Genomic DNA, 13,313 nt, shown 5'->3' on the forward strand with positions numbered 1-13,313 from the left:
CCCTCGGCCCACTGGAAAAGCAACCGGCCCCGGTGCATCCAACGATGCATCGGGGCCGGTTTCGATCGCTCGTTATTCCGCAGCCGACGCTACTTCACGTCCAGCAGCTCCACCAGAAAGTGCAGCGTCGCGTGTGGCGGGATCGCACCGGGTGCGCCGCGGGCGCCGTAGCCCAGGTTCGACGGGATCTCCAGCTCGATCATCCCCCCCGATCCGACAAGCTGCATCCCCTCGGTCCAGCCGGCGATCACCTGGTTCAGGCCGAACGCAATCGACTCTTTCCGGCGGTAGGAACTGTCGAACACGCTGCCGTCGTCCAGCCAGCCGTGGTAGTGGACCTCCACCTGCTGCCGGGCACTGGGTTTCGCGCCCTTTCCTTCGCGGAGAATCCGGTACTTCAGTCCGGAGTCGGTCATCGTGAATACCGTCGGGGCCGCCGCGTCGATCGGTCCGGCGCCGGCCGGCAGGTCGGGATGTGCGACGTTTCCGCTCTTATCATCAGTCATGGAGGTTCCTCTTGGGCCGGCGGAAAGGTATGCCGCCGGTGTGGGCGTTGCAAAGGACACGGAATGCGTGGTCCGGGACGGACTCGGCCGACCCCGCAAAAGATCCGAACGGAGGCTACTTGACCTCGATCAGTTCGACGAGAAAGTGGAGCGTTGCGTTCGGGGGAATGACGTTTCCGGCTCCATTGGCGCCGTAGCCCAGTTTTGAGGGAATCTCCAGCTCGATCATTCCCCCTTCGCCGACCAGTTGCATCCCCTCGGTCCAGCCGGGAATGACCGCCTTCAGCGGGAACGATAGAGGTTTGCCTCGCTTGTACGAGCTGTCGAAAACCTCGCGATTGTCGAGCCAGCCGTGATAGTTCACGTCGACCGACTGGTCTGCGGTCGGTTTCACCCCTTTCCCCTCGCGGAGGATGCGGTACTTCAGCCCCGACTTGGTTTCGGTGAAGTTCTTCGGCGCCTTCTCGTCAATCTTCCCGGCCCCTTGCGGTAGCACGGGGTGAGGGATTTCCTTCGGCTTCTCCGCGTCATCAGCGAAGGCCACCCCCGCGGCCAGCAGCACCAGCGCCACCAGCGCACCCCGTCCCATTCTCTGCAGCAGCATGCTGTCCCTTTGTTGTAATTCCACACGTTCGCCGCTGCCCTCAATTCGCGGACGCGCTCGGCGAAGGGAAAGATCATAACCGGGGCCGGACCGAATTGGGACTGAAGTCCTCGCAATCGGCAGGGGGCCAAGGCTCCGCAATTGGAGTTGTCCGGTCCTGCGGAAGCCGCTGACGGAGACCGGAACCGGCCCGACCTACCGGACCTCCAGCACCTCGACCAGAAAGTGCAGCGTCGAATTCGCCGGAATCCCCGGCCGACCGCGGTTTCCGTATCCCAGCTCCGCGGGAATCACGAGCTCGATCATCCCTCCCTGGCCCACGAGCTGCATCCCCTCGCCCCAGCCCTTGACCACCTGCCCCAGCTTGAACGTGATTGGCTGCCGTTTCCGGTACGAGCTGTCGAACACCTTGCCGCTGTCCAGCCAGCCCTGGTAGTGGGCGGCCACCATCGTCTCCGGCGTCGGCTTCTTCCCGGTCCCCTCCCGGAGAATCCGGTACTTCAGCCCCGACTCAGTCGCCTTGAAGGCCTTCGGAGCGTCCTCGTCAATCTTCCCGGCACCCTTGGGTAATTCGGGGTAGGGGACTTCCGTCTCCTTCTCGTCTTCCGACTGGCCGACGGCCGCCGCAAGCAGAGTCACTGCGACCAATGTTACGCATCGCCATTTCCGCAGCATCCTGACCTCACTTCGTTGTTCGTGCCTTCGCGTCGAGCCAAAGCCAGCGGCGCTTCGCGGGAGAAGCCATCGAAGTCGGACAGTATATCCGGACACACGCGCGAAAGAGACCAAGTCCAGAGGCCGCCTAGCGCACCCGGTTCCACGCCAGCGCCAGCGGAAACGTCGCCACCGGAACGACCGCCAGCACGCTCCACCAGCTCAGGAAAACCGCCGCATCGAGCGGCAACCGATCGGGCTCGAAGGCCGACGTTCCAAGCAGGCCCGCCACGCTCGCCACGCAAATCGCTATCGCGACCACCACAACCGAAGGCCGAACCAGCCCACGTCGCCACGCCTGCCAGAAGGCCCAGCCGATGCCGCCGCCGAGCGCCAGTCGGAAGGCAGCGCCGAGGACCATCACGATCCCACTGAGAACCTCAGCGGTCAGCGCCGTCGCGGCAAGAACCATCAGCCCGATCCACCCCGCAAAGAACCCGATCAACCCGATCGCGAACCAGACCGTACGTCCCGTCAGTTGTAGGGCGGCAGACAGGCTCGCCAGCGTCCACGCGCCGGCAAGCAGCCCGCCGGCTGTCAGCCAGAACTCGGAGACCGTGACGGACTGCGCAACATGTCCAGACGCGTAGAGCACTCCCCGCAGAATCACAAACGGCACGAACCAGACCAGCCAACCGGCCAGCACGCTGGCGGCTGTCACCCGCAAGCCCCCATTCGCCAGTTCCGACGATGGGACCGGCCGAGTCGCCGCAAAGTTGCCCATCTCGCCGATTTGTGAGCGCGTTCCTGGACTCCCGAGCGCCAGTCCGGTGATGACGGCGGCGGCCGGCAACATCATCCCGCCACCGATGTATCCGACATCCAGATCATTGAGGTCGCGCACGAAAATGCACCAGATCAGCAGCCCCGCCACCTGCCCCGCTGCAACAACTCCTGGATAGACCCAGCCCGCCCGCCGCCAGTCATACCAGAACTGGGCTGTCGCCGCGGACTTGAACGGCCGCCGTGCGGGCATGCTCCCCCGGCTCGACCACTCCACCCCGCTCGTGCCGCGGGACGACGGGATCGAGTCCCCCCGGCGATTCCGTGCGACGGCGAACACGCCAGCCGCATAAGTCCCCAGGCCGCCGAGGGCGAGTGTCACAACATCCCACGGCGACATCTCCGTCCACAGGTGCGAAGGCATCGAGAACATCCCGCCGTACCGCGATTTGAACCACAAACCCAGCACGGCCCCGACCGCGCCGATTCCCAGCGGCATCCAGACCTGGTTCTCCAGCAGCCAGAACGTAACCATCACGCCACCGAACGCCACCGCGGAAAACCACGCGGGCCCCCAGACCGGCCAACCCAACTCGAACGCCGCATTCAGCGCCGTCGTCGAGAGGGCTGACTGGATCACCATCGCCGCCATGGCCGGGGCCAGCCGCCAGACGACCAGTTCCCCCGTCCGCACCGGCAGCGGATACAGCCGGGACATCGGCGCCTGCGTGCCGAAAATCGCGGCGCCGAAGGCGAACATGCTGATCAGCACGAACGTCACGTGAATCGTCAGAAACCCGGCTTCGACCGAATGGTCAATTCCTCCGGATCGCTGCAGTGCATGGAAGACGAACGCCGGAAACGCAAAGGCCCACAGAGCCCCCGCCAGCATCCACCAGCGATTGCAGAACAGCAGCTCCCACGTCATCGCATACGGAACAGATCGCATGTCACTCGCCTCCCACCGTGGCCTCGCCCGCCTGGCATTTGCTCTCATTCACGCTGCACTCACGCGACTCAATACCCACTTTTCACTGTCCTGCGCCTTCTCCATCTCTTCTCCATCTCTTCTCCGCGTCCTCCGCGTCTCGTATGTTGAATCCATCTACCCCGTGTGGTGTCATGGGACACGCGGCGGGGGCCGCTTCGGAGCGTAGCGACGAAGCGGCCCCCGCCGCGGCCGCCGACAGATCGATCGCGTCTGGGGCCTCAGAGCCCGCCGCTGAGCTGGATCGTCGTCGGCATGGTCGTACCAGCCCGAACAGCCGTTTGAGCCGGAAGCGTTCTCGAAACTCTCCGAGCTCGCATTTACGAGATTGGGAACACGCCATCGACCCCCGCATCCACATCGGCATCGACGTCTCCAAGGCGCGACTCGATGTCGCCATGTCCGACTCCTCTTCCCTCCTGGCCGTCGACAACGACCTCAAGGGCTTCCTGAAACTCCTCAAGCAGCTCCCCCCACCCGACCGCTGCCAGGTCGTCATGGAGGCCACCGGCACCTATCACTTCGACGCCTTCCTCTGTCTCAACGATCACGGGTATCACGTCGCCGTCGTGCCCCCCATCCGCGTCCGCGCCTTTGCCACAGGGGCCGGATGGATCGCCAAAACCGACGCCATCGACGCACGCGTCCTCGTTCGTTACTCCAAGGTCGCCGAACTCCAGATCACCGAAAAACCCTCCGATTGCCAGCTCAAACTCCACGCACTCGTCACTCGCCGACGGCAGCTCGTCGACCTCCACGTCCAGGAGTCCAATCACTTCGAAGCCGCTCGCGACAAGGCCGTCAAAGACGACATCGAGCAAACCCGAAACATGCTCAAAATACGCATCACTGCCATCGAAAAACAGATCGACGATCTCTGCGACTCCGACCCCGATGCCAAACGCCGCGTCGAACTCATGACCTCCGTCCCAGGCATCGCCAAACGGACAGCCGCCGTGCTCCTCGGAGAACTCCCCGAACTCGGCGACGCCAACCGCCAGCAGGTCGGAGCGCTCGTCGGCGTCGCCCCCTACAACCGCGACAGCGGCAAGTCCTCCAAACTCAGATCCATCCGCGGCGGCAGAGCCTCCGTCCGTTCCGCTCTCTACATGGCGGCACTCACCGCCTCACGCTGCAACCCCGTCATCAGACCGTTCTATCGCAGACTCAAAGACGCCGGTAAGCCAAGCAAGGTCTGCCTCACCGCCTGCATCCGCAAACTCCTGACCATCCTCAACGCGATGATCAAATCCGACACCGCCTGGAACCACGGACTCCAAAATGCGTAAATCTCACAAATCCACCTTGACCAACAACACAGCCGCTCCGCGGTGAACTCTTCTTCCTCCTTCGAAACGACGTCACCCCGAAACCCGCGTCACAAAAATATCATCCAGCGACAACGCATCGTCATCGACGATCGTCGCCCCCAGCGACTCCGCCGCCCTTCGCAACTGCGTCCGGTCGCCGCTGCACAGATACGTCCACTCGGCTCCCTCTCCGCTGCACGACAGCGCCCCGACCAGCGACGGCGGCTCGCTCACGGCTTCGGCAAACCGCAGCGTCAGCCGCCGGTGCGTTTCCTTGATGTCGTCCATCGCCGCCGTCAGCAGAATCCGTCCCTGGTGAATGATCGCTACCCGATCCGCCACCCGCTCGACTTCGTCCAGCAGATGCGACGAAAACAGCACCGTCCGGCCTTCCTCGGCGATCGTCCGGATGATCGCCCCCAGAATGTCCCGCCGGACCACCGGATCCAGTCCCGACGACGGTTCATCCAGCACCAGCAGTTCCGGCCGATGCGCGAGAGCCAGCAGCAGCCCCGCCCGCGCCCGCTGTCCGCGCGACAGGTGTTTGACCTTCGTCCGCGGATCGAGATCGAATGTCTCCCGCAGCTCCTCGGCGTACGCCTCGTCCCAGTTCGGGAAGAAGGCCTGCGTATAGCGCAACAACTCGGCGACCCGCATCCAGTCGGGCAGGTCGCGGTCCTCGGAGAGATACCCGATCCGCCCCAGCGTCCCCACCGGGTTCTCGACCGGATCAAGCCCGAAGACTCGAACGCTTCCCGTCTGGGCCTTCAGCAGCCCCAGGATGTGACGAATCAGCGTCGTCTTGCCGGCTCCGTTCCCGCCGATCAGGCCGAACACGCCCCCGCGGGGGACGGTCAGCGACACGTCGTCCAGCGCCCGTTTGGGGCCGAACTGCCGGGTCACGCGCTGAATCTCGATCACGGGGGGGCTGGCGGACGGAAAATCAGTCATGGCGTCATTCCTCAGAGTGACCGGACTGGAGCACTGCGTCCCGCTGTTCGATCAGCTTGACGACCTCAGCAAGTGAAACATCCATCTGCCGGGCCTCGGCGAGCAGGCCGTCGACCCGTTCGGCGAGAATCCGCATTCGTTCCCGCCGCGCCAGCGGCGAGCCCTGGTCGGAGACGTACGTCCCCGCGGTCCGGCGCTTCTCGACAATCCCCGCCGTTTCCAGCTCCCGATACGCCCGGGCGACGGTGTTGGGATTGATCAGCAGCTTCTCGGCCAGCACGCGGATCGGGGGGAGTTCTTCCCCGGCGGTCAACCGTCCCGACGCAACGAGATACTTGATCTGATTGACGACCTGCAGGTAAATCGGCACGCCGTTGGCGGAGGAGATGTGAATCTGCATGAGCAAGTCTCCCGAACGGCAGCCCCGCATGCGGGCGGACCGTCTTGTATTAACTCAATAATACAATCGGCGCGCGGGCGGTCAAGCGGAGAATCGCAGCATTTCGTAGAATTCCTGCGGCGCGACAGTCATCATCGAAAACCAATCGCTTTCACTCATCTTTACGCTTTGCACTTTTCATGTTGCATTTTTCACTTTGCACTCTCTGAATGCCCGACTTTGGAATGCCGCTCCATGCCACACACCGTCGCTCCACTCGCCGCTCTGTTCATCGCCCTCCTACGCCGCCGCCTGCCGCCGAGCCTCAATCACCGGCCATGATTCTGAGACACTTTGAGAATTCCTCCTACGCCGCCGCCGCCGATCTTCGGTGGTTGTGCTGGCGGATGCAGGAGCTGATGTTTCGCATCAGTTGCGGCATCGTCGCGCATTGGTGCTTCCGCGTCACGTTGGCGTGCTGATCCTCCCACGTCCGTTCGATCCGGTTGTGGTCGGGACAGTGTGGCGGCAGGAAGTGCAGTCGCAGCTTGCGCCCCAGCGGCGTCGCCAGACTGCTCTGCAACAGTTTAGTCGTGAGATTCGCGAAGTTGCCGAGAATCACGCGGATCTGCTTCGCCCGCGGATAACGCTGCGTCAGCTCCCAGAGCAGCACGAACAACGCCGTGTCCTCCCGGCGGCCTTCGATGGCGGTCAGCTCTTTCATCTGCGCAATCGGCGATTACTTGCTCTTGAATCGGCCGAGCCTGTTCGTCATCCCAGCTCGCAATTCCTCGAAAAGAGGAAGCCTTCGTGAGCGAAGAGCAGATTGTGGAATGGGCACACGCGCTGCATGTCTCGGAAATGATGATCCACGGGCAACTGCGCAAGCGCGGACTCGCGATAGCCCCGCGAGTGGAGTGATTCCTGATCGAGCGTCGGCTGTTACTCGTCCAGATCCCCGAGTTGCCGTTCCGGATTCCCCAGGAACCGGCCGCCGTCGACGCGGAAAATTTCGCCGGTGACGAAGTCGGTCCCTTCCAGCAGGTAGAGGACCAGTCGGTTGACGTCTTCGGGAGAGCCGATTCTCTGCAGGGCCGCGGACTGTCGGATGGTTTCGAGGCGTTCCTCTGACAGCTCGGGGGGCGGGAGGACCGTGCCGGGGGCGATCGCGTTGACGTTGATCGTGGGAGCCAGCTCGACCGCCAGCGTCCTGGTGAGTGTTTCGAGGGCCCCCTTGGCGACCATGTAGGGGAGGAAATCGCGGTACGGCCGCTGCACGGCCCAGTCGGTGAAGTGGAGAATTTTGCCCTGCAGGCCATCCACGACCGGCTGGCGGAGCATCTGCTGAGCAGCGGCGACGGCCGTCAGATACGGAGCGGTCAGGTTCGAGCCGAGCATGTCGAAGTACTGCTCGGGGCGCAGATCCCGGAATGGGGTCCGCGTATAAATGCTCGTCAGATTTACCAGCACGTCGACGGCCCCGAATCGTTCGACGACGTTTCGGATCAGGCCCTCCGCCTGGTCAGGTTCGCGGAGATCGGCCGTAAAAACGTCCGCCTGAGCGCCGAGAGTCCGGCACTTCGCGGCAACCGCGACGGTCCGATCCCAGCTCGTGTGGCAGCTCAGCGCAATGTTGGCCCCGCGAGCTGCCAGTAGTTCGGCGAGATGTGCGCCGAGCCGCCTGCCGCCAGTGATCAGGACAGTTCGTCCGGCGAGCTGCATGCAACGAACCTCAAATCGATCGACTCAAACTCATCGGGACTGAGCCGCTCACTTCCGCGGATACTTGGCGGCGGTCATCGCACCGTAACCGGTTGGCCAGCGACTGTCGACGACGACTTCGCCGACGAGGTCGGAATCATCGAGCGGTTTCGCGGCGGGATTCGGATACTTCCCCGTCTGGTCGACTCGAATTCGGACGAGATATTCACCCGGCGGCAGCGCGGGCCTCGTTTTCCAGTCGGCGACTCGTGCGGCGTTCCGCGGGGCCGTCAGGCTCAGCGAGTGCTGCCAGAGTCTGCCCTTGCCGTAGACCTGCCGGTCCGAACTTGCCCAGCGATCGGCAGACCATCTGTCCGGCTGCGAAGGATCTGCACGGTATACGTCGACCTGCAGCACCTTCTGATCGAAGGCTTCCGGCACATCGGTCAGTTTGAACCAGATCTCCGTCGCCAGGGACACTTCATCGGCAGGCTGCGGCAATTCTTCCGGGGTCTTGTACTTGCCGTTCGCGGTGGCGGCATAGTCATCAATGAATCGACGGAACTGGCGGTAGGAGCGGTCGCCGACGACCATCTTGACGCCGCCGCCGTGCTTGACAGTGTTCGTCGGCTTGAGGAGCAGGAGGCTCTGAGCGGGATCTTCAGTGTCGATCAGGCTGGCGTCGACCAGCGCACGCAACGTCGCTGCGGGATCGCGGGGACGGATCCACGAGACGCGTTCGCCGTGTTCCTTCACCTGCTTCGCGTTCTGGTCAGGCGAGTGGCAGGCGGCGCAGCGGTTGACTTCGTTCCAGATGTTTTCCACGAACGAGACCAGCATCTGATCCTGCCGGGCGTGGCGGATGACTTCGACGGGCAGGGTCGAACCGGCGGCCTGTTCCGGCAGCGGGACCTTCAACAGCTCCGGATCGTTAACCGCGGCCCGAATCCAGGCAGAGAACGCCTGCAGTTCTTCCTTGCGGACCCGCTCGGAGAACGGTGTCGGCTGCTGCGGCGCCCGGCGGATGAACTCCAGCAGCTTCGAAGCCTCCGGTTTCTTGAGATCGACGAGCCCCCCCTTGACGAGAGCGGCGAACGTCTCGGTCTGCGTTTCGCGAATGTAGTCCTTGAGATCGACTCCACTCAGGTGGCACTCGGCGCAGCTCGACGGATTCGGCGATTTGAGAATCGGAACGATTCGCTTGTCGAACAGCGTTCTGGCATCCTGCGAAAACCCGGTCCACGGAAGGCCAGCCAGCACGACCGCGAATACCACGGCTTTCAGGAGCGACATTGGGCACCTCGGTAGAGGACTCGAAGGACGCTGGTAGTCCCGGTATTCTGGGACGGCTCAACGAGCTGGACTTGCAACCCGCGGCTGTCGCATCATGCGGTGCTGACGGGAAGTTCCGCAAGGGGGCTCCTCGCACTCGCCGCTGATCAATTCGATTTCCACTCCCATGAGGAATCTTCCATGTTGCTCCGACTCTGCCTGCTGCTGACCGTCCTGGCCGGTTCCGTCCGGGCCGCCGATGAGCCGACCAAGTATGCACTGGGGCCGGACTCGCAGCGGAAGGAGGGCGTTCCGCAGGGAAAGGTCGAGAAATTCACGTTTGCCAGCAGCAAGGTGTTCGAAGGGACGACGCGGGACTACTGGGTCTACGTCCCCGCGCAGTACGACGCCGCGAAGCCGACCGCCGTGATGGTTTTTCAGGACGGCCACGCCTATGTCGACGAGAAGGGGCAGTTCCGCGTCCCGGTCGTGTTCGACAATCTGATTCACGCAGGCGAAATGCCTCCGGTCATCGGCGTATTCGTCAATCCCGGCCATCGGGGCGATCAGAAGATCGACTCCGCGTGGCGGGCGAATAACCGGAGCGTCGAGTACGATACGCTGAGCGACGCTTACGCCCGGTTTCTGCTGGAAGAGTTGCTTCCGGAAGTCGGCAAAACGTGGAATCTGACGACCGACCCGGACCAGCGGGCGATCTGCGGGATCTCGTCCGGCGGCATCTGCGCCTTCACGGTCGCCTGGGAGCGCCCCGACGCCTTCCGCAAGGTGCTGAGCCACATCGGCAGCTTTACCAACATCCGGGGCGGGCACGTCTACCCGGCCCTGATCCGTAAGACGGAACGCAAGCCGTTGCGAATCTTCCTGCAGGACGGCGATCACGATCTCGACAACCCGCACGGGAACTGGTGGCTGTCGAATCTGGAAATGGACGCCGCCCTCAAGTTCCAGAAGTACGACGAACAGTTCGTCGGAGGGGGCGGAGCACACAACGGCGAACACGGCGGAGCCATCCTGCCGGACTCGCTGCGCTGGCTGTGGCGAAAGTAGGAGCGAATAGCGAGAAGGGAATAGCGAATAGCCTGCAAGAATGGCTGATCGCCTATCGCGAATCGCTGATCGCCAGAAAAGACTGGCTGGGTTCGTCTGTCTGGCGATGAGCGATCGGCGATGAGCGATCAGCCCTCTTCTCTGGCTATTCGCTAGTCCCTATCAGGGCCTGCAGGCCCAGCGCGTAGAACGTGTACTCCACGTCGGCGACCTGGTCCCAGGCCGCGGCGCGGTAGCCGCCGCCAGGCATTTCCAGTTCGGTGACGAATTTCCGGATCCGGGCGGGGTCCAGAATGTCCGTCAGTCCGAGATCGAGGCAGGTCAGGTAGCCGGTGAAAGTGGAGAGAGAATCGGCGAAGGGGACGCGGGTGTTGGCCTGGAAGCCCCCTTCGGAACTGCGGACTTCCGTCAGAAAGTCTGCGACGTCTTCGCGAATCACGTCGTCGACGGCATCAAACATCGTCAGCAGGGCGACCGCCGCCGCGGTTGGATTCGTACCGCTGCGTCGCATGGGGGCGATTTCCACAAAGCCACCGTCGTCTCGCTGCCGCTGGTGGACGAATTCCACGATCCGGGCCGGCTCCGGGGCCTGCCGGCCGATCAGCTCGTAGCACAGGGCGACGAGGAACGTGTGGTAGGTGCTTCCCGAGGCTCCTTCGTGCGTCTTCGCATATCCGCCGTCTGCCGTTCGAAAGCTCTCCAGCACTCTGGAAAGCTGATCGGGCCAGTCGGCGGGTGCTTGCTCCAGCACGTCGATGCCGCTGGCGGTCTGTACCATCAGCGCGCTGTAAAGCCAGCTCGTCACGTCGATCACGCTCGCCTGCCGCTGCGCCGTCTGACGGAGATAGACTGCAATTCGCTGTCCGTCGTCCGCCGTGAACTGGCCCAGCGCCGCCAGACCCCGGATAGCAAAGGCGGTGTAGTAGAGGTCGGAGTCCCGCTCGGCGGAGGATTCCGGGGCAGCCTCGTCCGGCAGGTCGCGACCGCTGAAGCCGCCGTCGGGGGTTTGCCACCTCAGCAGAAACTGCCGCTGCCGGTCGCGTTGCCCGGCGTCCCAGTCGGTCAGCCCACGCGCCAGTCGGTCGCCCAGGCGAAACAGGTACGGCGGCTGGCTCATACGAAGTCTGTCGGCTCGGGCGGGAATTCGGGAGGATGGCGCAGTCCTCCATCATGCCCCATCGGGGAGGCGGAGGGAATGGCGACGACCACGAATTCCAGGGCTACTTTCGTGCGGGAGCTGCGATGACCGGGAGCGACAGCGCGACCGTCGGGACCGGCTTGCCCTGGGCCTCGGGCGCCAGAACCGTGTCGATCACGAAGTACAGCAACTGACGCAGTTCCTCCGGCTGGGTGTCGTCCGCCAGCGCTTCGGCCCGGGTCCGGCATTTGTCAACGAGAGCCTCCGCCTTCTCGAACACGCCGAGCTGCATGTAGAGCTGCTTCAGCCTGTCCATGCGGAGGGAGGGGTGCATCTCGCCGTGCAGGACGCGATCCAGTTCCAGTCGCTGGGCGGGACTGGCGGCTTCCAGCGCCAGCGCCAGCAGCAGCGTCGGCTTGGCCGTCTCCGCATCGCGGCCGGCGACTCGTTTGTTGTCGTGGTCGTCGCCCCAGTCCTTCAGATCGTTGAGGATCTGGAATCCGACCCCCACGTGCCGGCTGAAGGCGGGAATCATCTGGTCGTACGCGTCCGTCGGACCGGCGAGTCGCAGGCCGGCGTAGAGGGCTGCTTCGAACGCCGGCGAAGTCTTCAGAGCGTAGATTTTCATCGCATCGAGGGCGGTGAGCTGCGTGCGCGCGGTATGCCACTGCAGCTCGGCCCCTTGCCCTTCGCAGAGCTTCATATGGGCCGTGGCCAGCCGGTCGATGACGTCGGCGGCGGCTTCAGCTCCGACTTCGCTCCGGCCCAGACTGATGAGCCGATAACCGAGGCCGATCAGGTAGTCGCCCACGTTGATCGCGGTCCCCAGGTCGAACTGCTTATGCAGCGTCTCCTGGCCGTAGCGATATGGGTCATCGTCTTCGATGTCGTCGTGGACGAGCGAGGCCTTGTGGAACGCCTCCATGGCCAGCGCCACGCGTTTGACGGCAGCCGGATATTCGGGCAATTCGGCGTCGACGCTGCAGTTCAGGCCTTTGGCTCCGGTAACGGCGTCGTAGGCCGCGAGTGTGATGAACGGGCGGAGTCGCTTGCCGCCGTGCTGCAGCCAGTCGAGGCCGATGGCTTCGGTGCAGGAGAGCGGCGCGCGCTTGGCGGCATCGTTCCGCGGTCCACGCGTGGCGGGGACAAGCTGGTCGAACTGCTCGTCGAAGATCTTGTTCGCGCCGCGCATCAGCGGCAGGTAGCCGGTCGTCGCCGGCTCCTCGAGCGGCTCATAGCGGTCCAGGCAGTCCCAGACCCAGGCTTCGTCGAGCGTCGTATTCTTGCAGTCGCCCGAGTGGAGCGGCACTGCGTAGGACGGGACGCCGGCGATCAGGACCTTGTCGATCGCCTTCTCCAGCACGTTGAGGCAGGCGACGCCCAGAATGCCGTCGATGTGTCCGGAGACAATGATTTTGAGGACGACCGGCGAGCCTTCAGCGACGAGCACCTTGTAGCCGAGCTGTTCCGCCTTCACTTTGTAGTCGGCGATCGAACAGGCGCCGCACTTTTCGCAGTCGAGGCCGAATTCGTCGTAGTCGGCCGGGCAGCCGTCGGCGTGCTTCAGGCAGTGGGGCAGCAGCAGCATCCGCCGGTTGAAGGGAATCGACAGGAACTGCCGCTTCCAGAAGAAGTTGCCCACGAGCACCATGGCGAAGCCGAGAAACTTTTCCGGCAACTCCAGTTGCTCGAGCAGTTTGCGCCCGTGCGATTCCAGTTCGTTCTTGGTGAAGGGACGACTCCGGTCGAGCCCGGCGGCGTACTGCTCAGCGGCGGCCTTGACCCGTTCTCGCAGTTCCAGCGTCTCGGGAACGAGCTTCAGATGAGAGGTGCTCCGACCGCTCTTATCGCGTTTTGCCGGCTTGGCGGCGGGGTGACTCTCGACGGTCGAGACGGCGTCGTGGGTCGCAGTGTCATGCGGCAGACTGGTCGTCGGGGCAATCATCGAGACAGGACTCC

13 protein-coding genes are annotated in these 13,313 nt (G+C 63.8%); 2 read left to right on the plus strand and 11 right to left on the minus strand.

Going from position 1 to position 13,313, the window contains the following annotated elements; genetic code table 11:
• Positions 1 to 89: 89 nt before the first annotated feature.
• The 4 genes from SH412_RS09560 to SH412_RS09575 form a co-directional block, all read right to left on the minus strand.
• Positions 90 to 506 (minus strand): FKBP-type peptidyl-prolyl cis-trans isomerase, encoded by a 417-nt coding sequence (locus tag SH412_RS09560; RefSeq protein ID WP_336523284.1) that lies wholly within the window; start codon positions 504 to 506, stop codon positions 90 to 92.
• A 115-nt stretch (positions 507 to 621) separates the two neighbouring features.
• Complete coding sequence (locus tag SH412_RS09565) at positions 622 to 1,110, minus strand: FKBP-type peptidyl-prolyl cis-trans isomerase (RefSeq protein ID WP_336523285.1); 489 nt, start codon at positions 1,108 to 1,110, stop codon at positions 622 to 624.
• Between the two features lie 195 nt (positions 1,111 to 1,305).
• Positions 1,306 to 1,785 carry an FKBP-type peptidyl-prolyl cis-trans isomerase gene (locus SH412_RS09570; protein ID WP_336523286.1) on the minus strand — a complete coding sequence of 160 codons (480 nt, stop codon included), beginning with the start codon at positions 1,783 to 1,785 and terminating at the stop codon, positions 1,306 to 1,308.
• A gap of 127 nt (positions 1,786 to 1,912) precedes the next feature.
• Positions 1,913 to 3,496 (minus strand): hypothetical protein, encoded by a 1,584-nt coding sequence (locus SH412_RS09575; protein WP_336523287.1) that lies wholly within the window; start codon positions 3,494 to 3,496, stop codon positions 1,913 to 1,915.
• A 173-nt stretch (positions 3,497 to 3,669) separates the two neighbouring features.
• On the opposite strand from SH412_RS09575, the gene SH412_RS09580 reads away from it, so the two are divergent.
• Positions 3,670 to 4,824, plus strand: coding sequence for an IS110 family RNA-guided transposase (locus SH412_RS09580; RefSeq protein WP_336523288.1), 1,155 nt, complete (start codon positions 3,670 to 3,672; stop codon positions 4,822 to 4,824).
• Between the two features lie 72 nt (positions 4,825 to 4,896).
• Here the strand turns inward: SH412_RS09580 and SH412_RS09585 are convergent, their stop codons facing one another.
• The 5 genes from SH412_RS09585 to SH412_RS09605 form a co-directional block, all read right to left on the minus strand.
• Positions 4,897 to 5,796 (minus strand): ABC transporter ATP-binding protein, encoded by a 900-nt coding sequence (locus SH412_RS09585; RefSeq protein WP_336523289.1) that lies wholly within the window; start codon positions 5,794 to 5,796, stop codon positions 4,897 to 4,899.
• 4 nt (positions 5,797 to 5,800) lie between these two features.
• Positions 5,801 to 6,196: a GntR family transcriptional regulator gene (locus SH412_RS09590; RefSeq protein WP_336523290.1), complete on the minus strand. Its 396-nt coding sequence runs from the start codon at positions 6,194 to 6,196 to the stop codon at positions 5,801 to 5,803.
• Positions 6,197 to 6,542: 346 nt separating this feature from the next.
• Entirely contained in the window at positions 6,543 to 6,899 is a 357-nt protein-coding gene (locus tag SH412_RS09595; protein WP_336523291.1) for a transposase, read from the minus strand.
• A 218-nt stretch (positions 6,900 to 7,117) separates the two neighbouring features.
• On the minus strand, positions 7,118 to 7,897 hold the full coding sequence (locus SH412_RS09600) for an SDR family oxidoreductase (RefSeq protein WP_336523292.1): 780 nt from the start codon (positions 7,895 to 7,897) through the stop codon (positions 7,118 to 7,120).
• A 48-nt stretch (positions 7,898 to 7,945) separates the two neighbouring features.
• Positions 7,946 to 9,169 (minus strand): hypothetical protein, encoded by a 1,224-nt coding sequence (locus tag SH412_RS09605; protein ID WP_336523293.1) that lies wholly within the window; start codon positions 9,167 to 9,169, stop codon positions 7,946 to 7,948.
• Positions 9,170 to 9,349: 180 nt separating this feature from the next.
• Between SH412_RS09605 and SH412_RS09610 the strand changes: the two genes are divergently transcribed.
• A complete protein-coding gene (locus tag SH412_RS09610; RefSeq protein ID WP_336523294.1) occupies positions 9,350 to 10,216 on the plus strand; it encodes an alpha/beta hydrolase in 867 nt (288 codons plus the stop codon).
• 145 nt (positions 10,217 to 10,361) lie between these two features.
• Here SH412_RS09610 and SH412_RS09615 read toward each other — a convergent pair whose 3' ends face one another.
• Together SH412_RS09615 and SH412_RS09620 are read right to left on the minus strand one after the other, a co-directional pair.
• A complete protein-coding gene (locus SH412_RS09615; protein ID WP_336523295.1) occupies positions 10,362 to 11,333 on the minus strand; it encodes a prenyltransferase/squalene oxidase repeat-containing protein in 972 nt (323 codons plus the stop codon).
• 103 nt (positions 11,334 to 11,436) lie between these two features.
• Entirely contained in the window at positions 11,437 to 13,299 is a 1,863-nt protein-coding gene (locus SH412_RS09620) for a polyprenyl synthetase family protein (protein WP_336523296.1), read from the minus strand.
• Positions 13,300 to 13,313 lie beyond the last annotated feature (14 nt).

Origin of the sequence: Planctellipticum variicoloris (assembly GCF_030622045.1) — a bacterium.
Lineage (GTDB): Bacteria > Planctomycetota > Planctomycetia > Planctomycetales > Planctomycetaceae > Planctellipticum > Planctellipticum variicoloris.

Coding starts and splice junctions, on each gene's coding strand:
- SH412_RS09560 (WP_336523284.1), bottom strand. CDS start 506: ATGACTGATGATAAGAGCGGAAACGTCGCACATCCCGACCTGCCGGCC.
- SH412_RS09565 (WP_336523285.1), bottom strand. CDS start 1,110: ATGCTGCTGCAGAGAATGGGACGGGGTGCGCTGGTGGCGCTGGTGCTG.
- SH412_RS09570 (WP_336523286.1), bottom strand. CDS start 1,785: ATGCTGCGGAAATGGCGATGCGTAACATTGGTCGCAGTGACTCTGCTT.
- SH412_RS09575 (WP_336523287.1), bottom strand. CDS start 3,496: ATGCGATCTGTTCCGTATGCGATGACGTGGGAGCTGCTGTTCTGCAAT.
- SH412_RS09580 (WP_336523288.1), top strand. CDS start 3,670: ATGGGACACGCGGCGGGGGCCGCTTCGGAGCGTAGCGACGAAGCGGCC.
- SH412_RS09585 (WP_336523289.1), bottom strand. CDS start 5,796: ATGACTGATTTTCCGTCCGCCAGCCCCCCCGTGATCGAGATTCAGCGC.
- SH412_RS09590 (WP_336523290.1), bottom strand. CDS start 6,196: ATGCAGATTCACATCTCCTCCGCCAACGGCGTGCCGATTTACCTGCAG.
- SH412_RS09595 (WP_336523291.1), bottom strand. CDS start 6,899: ATGAAAGAGCTGACCGCCATCGAAGGCCGCCGGGAGGACACGGCGTTG.
- SH412_RS09600 (WP_336523292.1), bottom strand. CDS start 7,897: ATGCAGCTCGCCGGACGAACTGTCCTGATCACTGGCGGCAGGCGGCTC.
- SH412_RS09605 (WP_336523293.1), bottom strand. CDS start 9,169: ATGTCGCTCCTGAAAGCCGTGGTATTCGCGGTCGTGCTGGCTGGCCTT.
- SH412_RS09610 (WP_336523294.1), top strand. CDS start 9,350: ATGTTGCTCCGACTCTGCCTGCTGCTGACCGTCCTGGCCGGTTCCGTC.
- SH412_RS09615 (WP_336523295.1), bottom strand. CDS start 11,333: ATGAGCCAGCCGCCGTACCTGTTTCGCCTGGGCGACCGACTGGCGCGT.
- SH412_RS09620 (WP_336523296.1), bottom strand. CDS start 13,299: ATGATTGCCCCGACGACCAGTCTGCCGCATGACACTGCGACCCACGAC.